Annotated in this window: 9 protein-coding genes; 7 read left to right on the top strand and 2 right to left on the bottom strand. The window is 30.4% G+C overall.

Going from position 1 to position 7,122, the window contains the following annotated elements; genetic code table 11:
• Positions 1–116: 116 nt before the first annotated feature.
• From DW911_RS10730 to DW911_RS10705, 5 genes are all read left to right on the top strand, one after another.
• Positions 117–311 carry a cupin domain-containing protein gene (locus tag DW911_RS10730; protein ID WP_118434197.1) on the top strand — a complete coding sequence of 65 codons (195 nt, stop codon included), beginning with the start codon at positions 117–119 and terminating at the stop codon, positions 309–311.
• A 270-nt stretch (positions 312–581) separates the two neighbouring features.
• Positions 582–1,046 (top strand): L-2-amino-thiazoline-4-carboxylic acid hydrolase, encoded by a 465-nt coding sequence (locus DW911_RS10725; protein WP_118434196.1) that lies wholly within the window; start codon positions 582–584, stop codon positions 1,044–1,046.
• A 134-nt stretch (positions 1,047–1,180) separates the two neighbouring features.
• The gene (locus DW911_RS10715) at positions 1,181–2,056 is read left to right on the top strand and encodes a ribokinase (RefSeq protein WP_118607810.1); all 876 of its coding nucleotides are present in this window, start codon (positions 1,181–1,183) and stop codon (positions 2,054–2,056) included.
• Positions 2,057–2,061: 5 nt separating this feature from the next.
• Complete coding sequence (locus tag DW911_RS10710) at positions 2,062–2,682, top strand: L-2-amino-thiazoline-4-carboxylic acid hydrolase (RefSeq protein ID WP_118434194.1); 621 nt, start codon at positions 2,062–2,064, stop codon at positions 2,680–2,682.
• A 29-nt stretch (positions 2,683–2,711) separates the two neighbouring features.
• Positions 2,712–4,034: a replication-associated recombination protein A gene (locus DW911_RS10705; protein ID WP_118607809.1), complete on the top strand. Its 1,323-nt coding sequence runs from the start codon at positions 2,712–2,714 to the stop codon at positions 4,032–4,034.
• Positions 4,035–4,081: 47 nt separating this feature from the next.
• Here the strand turns inward: DW911_RS10705 and DW911_RS10700 are convergent, their stop codons facing one another.
• Both DW911_RS10700 and DW911_RS10695 read right to left on the bottom strand, forming a co-directional pair.
• A complete protein-coding gene (locus DW911_RS10700) occupies positions 4,082–5,362 on the bottom strand; it encodes an amidohydrolase family protein (protein WP_118607808.1) in 1,281 nt (426 codons plus the stop codon).
• Positions 5,363–5,473: 111 nt separating this feature from the next.
• Complete coding sequence (locus tag DW911_RS10695; RefSeq protein WP_118434191.1) at positions 5,474–6,073, bottom strand: YczE/YyaS/YitT family protein; 600 nt, start codon at positions 6,071–6,073, stop codon at positions 5,474–5,476.
• 302 nt (positions 6,074–6,375) lie between these two features.
• Here DW911_RS10695 and DW911_RS10690 point away from each other — a divergent pair, with 302 nt between their 5' ends.
• Both DW911_RS10690 and DW911_RS10685 read left to right on the top strand, forming a co-directional pair.
• Positions 6,376–6,711 (top strand): HTH domain-containing protein, encoded by a 336-nt coding sequence (locus DW911_RS10690; protein ID WP_158575446.1) that lies wholly within the window; start codon positions 6,376–6,378, stop codon positions 6,709–6,711.
• Positions 6,712–6,765: 54 nt separating this feature from the next.
• Positions 6,766–7,035 carry a GNAT family N-acetyltransferase gene (locus DW911_RS10685; protein WP_199589211.1) on the top strand — a complete coding sequence of 90 codons (270 nt, stop codon included), beginning with the start codon at positions 6,766–6,768 and terminating at the stop codon, positions 7,033–7,035.
• Positions 7,036–7,122: the final 87 nt, after the last annotated feature.

Raw genomic sequence — 7,122 nt, 5'->3', positions numbered from 1 at the left:
TGAATATCGTGCGTTCTCATAAAAAGTGTCCAAAAAAGTGTTGACAATCCATTATGAAGGTTGTAAGTAGAGAAAATGCCACCGCATACAGAAGAAGATATGCACTTTCATCATAAATCAAAACAGTTTTTTATATTCTTTCTGGAGAAGCAAAAATGAAGTTTAAAGATGAAACAGTAAAGTTTAAAGAAAGAACTGGAATTGAAGTTTCTCCTATGGAAGTACATCAAATGAGTAATGCATCTGATAATGAAATTGAATTTATTGTAGTTTCAATGCCAAAGTCACATGGGAATAGGGAATTGGTATAGTTTTTATAGCAAGATAATTACTGATTTAGATTATTTAATATCATATAAGAGATTTAAGATGTTTTGGCAATGCAACTCGTATGCAACAAAATCAATGCTAAGTCCTTGTTTTATAAGAGCTTGGAATTCTCAAAACGTTAGTAATAACTTTTATGAGATATCTAGAGAAGTATTTGAACTTTGTAAGAAGTATGAATACTTCTTTTTCTTGCGATAAGAGTTATAATAAAGTTGTCAAAAGGATTGTTGGCATTAAAGAGGTGCAACATAATGAAAATTAAACAACAAAAACAAATTAAGTTATTTTTGATTGAAGAATTTAATCAAAATAAGGGTGATGAACTGTTTATTCGACAGGAAAAAATACTTAGTGAACTTATTGAAAATACAACAAATAAGTCTAAAAAACAGATGAAAACACTTATTCAAACCATTCTACCACGTATAGCATTATATAAAGTTTTGTTAGAAGACTTGACCAAGGAAGATGGATATCAGTATATGAAAAAATATATGATGAATAAAGTGGCTTATAAAAAGCATTTATCAACGGCAAAAATGGAATTAGTACCAGGATTTTATCACATCTATAGTCATATATTTCTTAAAATTATGCGTACTACTGATTTACAAGAAAGTAAACAAAAACATGGCAAAGATTATTTTGATGTAACAATAAAAAAATGTCTTTGGCATACAGCTTGCGACGAAAATGGTTGTTTAGAACTATGTTGATTGTTTTGTGATGTTGATGATGTAACATATGGAGGTCTTAAAAAATAGGATTTACACGGACAAAAACATTAGGTTATGGTGGAGATTGTTGTGATTTTCATTTTTTTAAAAAATAAGTAATGATGGAGGTAACAATGAAAGTATTATGTTTTGGATCCGCTAATTTGGATCATGTATATAAAGTAGATCACTTTACAGCGCCAGGAGAAACACAAAGTTGTCTTGACTATGCTATAAAGTGTGGTGGAAAGGGTGTTAATCAGGCTATTGCGATGGCACTAGCGGGAAATGAAACTTATTTTGCGGGAATGATAGGTCATGATGGAAGTTTGCTTAAAGAAACGCTTGATGAAAAGAAAGTTCATATTGATTATTTGAAAATCTCAGATAAACCTACAGGACACGCTATTATAGAAGTGGATCAAAGTGGACAAAATCATATTCTTTTGTATGGTGGTACTAATAAAGCTATCTCATATGAATATATAGATGAAGTTTTATCTCGTTTTTCAAAAGACGATATAATTGTATTACAAAATGAAATCAATAATGTTCCTTACATTATTGAACATAGTTATGAAAAAGGAATGAAAATCTTTTTTAATGCAGCACCATATGATGATGAAATTCTAAACTATCCAATTGATAAAGTGACTTGGTTAATTGTTAATGAAACTGAAGGAGCTGCTTTAAGTGGTGAAGAAAATGAAGAAACAATTCTTAAAGCCTTAAAACAAAAATATCCTTGTACGCATATTCTTTTTACTATGGGAAAAGAAGGAAGCAGAGTTTTAACAGACAAAGATGATATAAAAGTAAAAGCGATGAGTGTGGAGGCTGTTGATACAACAGGTGCCGGAGATACTTATATTGGTTACTTTGTTAGAGGGATTGTAGAAAACATGCCTTTACTAGATACATTACAATTAGCTACTAAAGCCAGTGCTATTGCGGTTACAAGATTTGGGGCAACAGACTCAATCCCTCATTATGAAGAAGTAAGTAGGTGATAAAAGTGTTAAAATATGGAATTTATGCAAAAGCAGTAGAGTTATTATGTTTTAAACCAGCTTTGGCTAGGCTTGCAATCATTTATCCTGAAATGGATATGAAAAAATATAAAAAAGCAGTAAAAAAAGAATATAAAGAAATGCTTTTAAGAACACCGGATATAGGTGGTAGCTCATTAGAAATGAATCTTTATATAGCTGCTTTTGTTTTTTCTTTACATAAAGCTAGACCTGATAAAATTAATCCCGACGTTGTTAATAAGATGGTTGATGCAGTTTTTGAGTCATCTTTTATGGTAAATGCTCATAAAAATAAAAAATGCACATTATTTACAGATAAGGTACAAGACAAGAAAGTCAAAGAAAGCATAGCCGGTCAAACACTAAAATATGAACTTGACTGGAAATTTCATTATGAAAAAGGAATTGATGAATTCTATAATACTTATACAAAATGTGGTATTTGTAAATTAGGGAAAAGAGAAAATTGTTTTGAATTTGTTCCTTGTTTATGCAACATGGATGAAAGAAATTATAAAAATGAAGGTGGTCAATTACATCGTACAAAGACTTTGGCACAAGGAGATAACTGTTGTGATTTTCATGTGACAAAGATAAAAAAATAAGTAGTTAAAATAGAGGAGATAGAATAAAAATGAATTTGTTTGATATGAATGATGATACAAATAAGTTGCCTCTTGCTAGTAGAATGCGTCCTCATGATATTGATGAGATTGTTGGACAACAGCATATATTAGGAAAAAATAAATTATTATATCGAGCCATTAAAGCAGATAGACTAGGATCGATTATTTTGTATGGTCCACCAGGAGTAGGAAAAACAACCATCGCAAGAGTTATTGCTAATACAACCAATTCTCATTTTTGCAAATTAAATGCAACAAATGCAGGTATTAAAGATGTAGAAAAAATAATTGAAGAAGCTAAATTTAATCAAAGTGCCTATCATAAAGGGACGATTTTGTTCATTGATGAAATTCATCGCTTTAATAAAACACAGCAAGATTATTTACTACCTTTTGTAGAAGATGGCATTGTTATTTTAATTGGAGCGACAACAGAAAATCCTTATTTTGAAGTTAATAATGCCTTACTTTCTAGATGTCAAATATTTGAATTAAAACCATTAGAAAAACAAGATTTAATCACTTTAATTGAGCGGGTGCTCAGTGATCAAAAGCGAGGTCTTGGAAATGAAAGTATCATGATAGATGAAGAAGCAAAGATGTTTCTTGCAGATATGGCTAGTGGTGATGCCAGAAGTGTTCTTAATGCTTTAGAGATAGCTTATTTGACAACAGATAAAAATAAAGCTGGCAATATTCACATTACACTTGCTGTAGCAGAAGAATGTATTCAAAAAAAAGCGATAAAATATGATAAAGATGGTGATCATCATTATGATGCTATTTCTGCTTTTATTGAATCTATGAAACATACTGATCCTGATGCTACATTATATTATTTAGCTAGAATGCTTATAGCGGGAGAAGATATTAAATATATTGCTAGAAGAATTTGTGTATGTGCCAGTGAAGATATTGGTCTTGCTAATTCACAAGCACTTAATGTAGCTACAAGTGCACTTTTAGCTATAGAAAGAATTGGAATGCCTGAATCAGCAAAAATATTAGCGCATGCTGCTTTATATGTATGTTGCTCTCCTAAGTCTGACACAGTTTCCAAAGGAATAAGTATGGCTATGGATGATGCTCAAAACTCAACTGATGTACCCATTCCCCCTTTTTTACAAGATGCAAGTTATAAAAATGCTCATAAATTAGGAAGAGGAGTAGGTATGGATAATATCCATGCATTTCCTTATCATTATTCTGGAAAGAAATGTATGCCAGAGCAGTTATCACAAAGACATTATTTTGATTTATCACAAATGGGTAATGAAAAAATAATCCAAACGTTTTTAGATTATTTGAATAATAATTTAAAAACGAGGTAATAAAAAAGAAGTATTTATTTTCACTTATAATACTTCTTTTTAGTTTGTTAAATAATACTATCTAACAATTGATCAATCTCTTTATTCTTTTTTAGTTTTCCTTTAACTGTTTTTCCATCTTTTATAACCATAGAAACATTTTTAAGGTACTTAAGATTAAGTAAAGGGTTTTTATCTAAAACGATCATATCTGCTTGTTTTCCTGGTTCAATCGTTCCAAGGGTATTGTCCAAACCAACAATCTTAGCATTTCCTTGAGTTGCGATATGAAGCGTTTCTTTAGTGCTTGCGCCAACATATTTATTAAAATAGACTAATTCGCGCCAAAAGTCATAATGTGTAACATAAGGACATCCAACATCATTTCCTAGACCTACAGGAATACCATTTTCTAGAGCAGTTTTAGCTGCTGAAATAATACCATCACATACAATTGTACCATTAATTTGATATCTTTCATCAGGCATCATATTTGAATCCAATAGTTTCATAGGAATAGCAGGTGAAATGGTACAGATAAGTTTTGCCTTTTTTTCTTTAAAAAGATGAATCAGTTCATCATCTAAAGTGGCTCCATGTTCAATTGTATCAACTCCATTAACAAGGGCGGCTTTTACTCCTTCGCTTGATTCAACATGTGCTGCTACATAAAATCCAAGTTCATGCGCTCTTTTACAAGCTGCTTCAATTTGTGATTCTGTCATTTTCATAGCACCAGGCACACCGGTTTCATCAGCATCAAGAACACCACCAGTAATCATTAATTTAATTAGATCAGGTTTTGCTTGGGCAATCTTATCTACATATAATCTTGCTTCATCGCTGGAAGTGGCGCTATATGCTAAAAGACCTGCCATATGTCCACCGGGAACAGAAATGGCTTTATTGGCGGCTAAAATATGGGGACCAATAATTTTACCTGAATTGATTTCATCACGAATTTGGGAATCAATTGTATCTAAACCACCCACAGTTCTCATAGTCGTTACACCACTCAATAATTCCATTTTTGCATAGTTATAACATAACTTTTTAATAATATATCTACCTAGTGGATTAGCTAATAGTTTGTTAATAGATTGATTAGAATTTGTTTTAGAAACATTTGTTGGTTTACCACTACCTGGCAAATGACAATGTAAATTAATAAGACCGGGAAGAACATATCGACCACTCAAATCAATTATCTTTGTATTATTTGGAATATCTTCATTATTTATGATTTCTTTAATAATATTATCTTCTACAAGAATAGTTTTATTTTCTTGTAACATCATATTTTTTGTACCATCTAAAATGTTAGCATTTTTATAAGCAATAAGTGACATTTAAGGACCTCCTGTTTGTATTGTATAATTTCAATATAATATAGAGATAAGTCAGTGTCAATTGATGTTTGTTAAGAACAAATATAAAATCAATAACAAATAATTTGACGATTATATTTTAAAAATTTCTTTTGTTTTTATTGATGTAAGCTGAATAACTGGTCCTGAGATAATGATTGTTACAATTGTACATATGCCAACCTTTCCACCTAATAAAACACCAGCAATCACTATTGCAGTATCTAGTATTATTCGTACTATTTTGACTTGCCAGCCATTTTTCTTTGCAAGAGCAAAAGTTAATGCTTCATAGGAACCACGCCCTAGTGAGGCTGCAACATAAAATCCTGTTCCGATTGCAAAAATTATGACTCCTGACAACATAATCAGTGCATTCACCCATAAATGCGTACTATACACATGTGTCTTTGCAAATATATCCACACAGAGGCTATATACAATCTGATAAAGTATCGTGCCGATATGTATTTGTGATCTGTCATAGAAAAATACGAATATAAGCATAGCTAAGGCAACGATTAGAGTTGCCATTCCTATGCTTACATGAAATGTCTTAGAAATTCCTTGCCACAAAACTGCAAGAGTTGCGCCTCCAAATCCTGCATACAATGCAAGGGTAATACCATAAGCTGCTGTAATTGACCCAATCACGATGATTGTTATTTTTTTTATCCATTCTGTTTTAGTCATTGTTATAGTCTCCTTTTATTTGAATTTAGTAATTTCTAATAAAAAAGACTATAGACAATCTGTTATGTTCAGAAACAGAAAAATCTATAGTCTTCATTGTGCCGAGACAGGCTATTTATTATTCATAATAATAGTATACAGATGGTAAATGTCAATATGTTTTAAACAAATATATTAAATTTCATTAAAGAAAAGTTAAATTATTATTGCCCGAAGTAATTTTGAAATAGCAAAGAGATAAATGGATGTGGACAGTTTATCATATGTGATATTATAATATCGTTATGAATAATAGAAATTATATGATATTAAAATATTTAAAAGAAGCAGGGGAATATGTTACATCAAAAAGTTTAAGTGCTTTATGCAATGTAAGTACAAAAACTATTTTAAAAGATATTAAGTTAATAAATGACGATATGAAAGTAACAGCCAATTATATTGAGGTAAAACCTTCGCACGGGATAAAACTTATTATTAATAATGATGAAGAATTTATTAATTTAAGTGATTCTTATCGATCTTTTCAAGATTATTTTGTTTTGAGTGTTAATGAAAGGGAAGATAGGATTAAAAAGTATTTAATAGAGAAAAATGATAGGGTTAAGTCAGAAATGAGTGCAAAAATGACTAAATAAAGGGAATGTTTTTTATGAAAAAGTTATCAATAAAAATATGGGGTGATAATTTTGTTGATAGAGACATATAACGAAAGGTATCGTCATGAGATTATTGAGCTTATTCTTAATATTCAAAATAAAGAGGCAAAGATAAATTTATCGCTTAATGAACAACCTGATTTACTTGATATAACACAGAGTTATTGTGATAATGGAGGACAATTTTGGGTTGCCTTATCTGATGATAAAGTAGTAGGAACGATTGGTTTAATGATGAAGGATAAGCATTATGCTATTTTAAAAAAATTCTTTGTTGTAGAGGAATATCGATCAAAAAAGTAGGACTTGCTTTATATAAAAAATTATTGGAATTTGCTAAGGAGACCTACTATGAAAAATCAATAGAAAAAACATAATTTTCTTATTGAT

Origin of the sequence: Erysipelatoclostridium sp. AM42-17 (assembly GCF_003480255.1) — a bacterium.
Taxonomy (GTDB): Bacteria; Bacillota_I; Bacilli_A; order Erysipelotrichales; family Coprobacillaceae; genus Faecalibacillus.
Note: the sequence above shows the minus strand (reverse complement) of the source record. Positions and strands in the feature narration are given on the sequence as shown.

Excerpts from the sequence above, each read along its gene's own strand:
- DW911_RS10690 (WP_158575446.1), top strand. The coding sequence starts at position 6,376 with ATGATATTAAAATATTTAAAAGAAGCAGGGGAATATGTTACATCAAAA.
- DW911_RS10715 (WP_118607810.1), top strand. The coding sequence starts at position 1,181 with ATGAAAGTATTATGTTTTGGATCCGCTAATTTGGATCATGTATATAAA.
- DW911_RS10725 (WP_118434196.1), top strand. The coding sequence starts at position 582 with ATGAAAATTAAACAACAAAAACAAATTAAGTTATTTTTGATTGAAGAA.
- DW911_RS10695 (WP_118434191.1), bottom strand. The coding sequence starts at position 6,073 with ATGACTAAAACAGAATGGATAAAAAAAATAACAATCATCGTGATTGGG.
- DW911_RS10705 (WP_118607809.1), top strand. The coding sequence starts at position 2,712 with ATGAATTTGTTTGATATGAATGATGATACAAATAAGTTGCCTCTTGCT.
- DW911_RS10700 (WP_118607808.1), bottom strand. The coding sequence starts at position 5,362 with ATGTCACTTATTGCTTATAAAAATGCTAACATTTTAGATGGTACAAAA.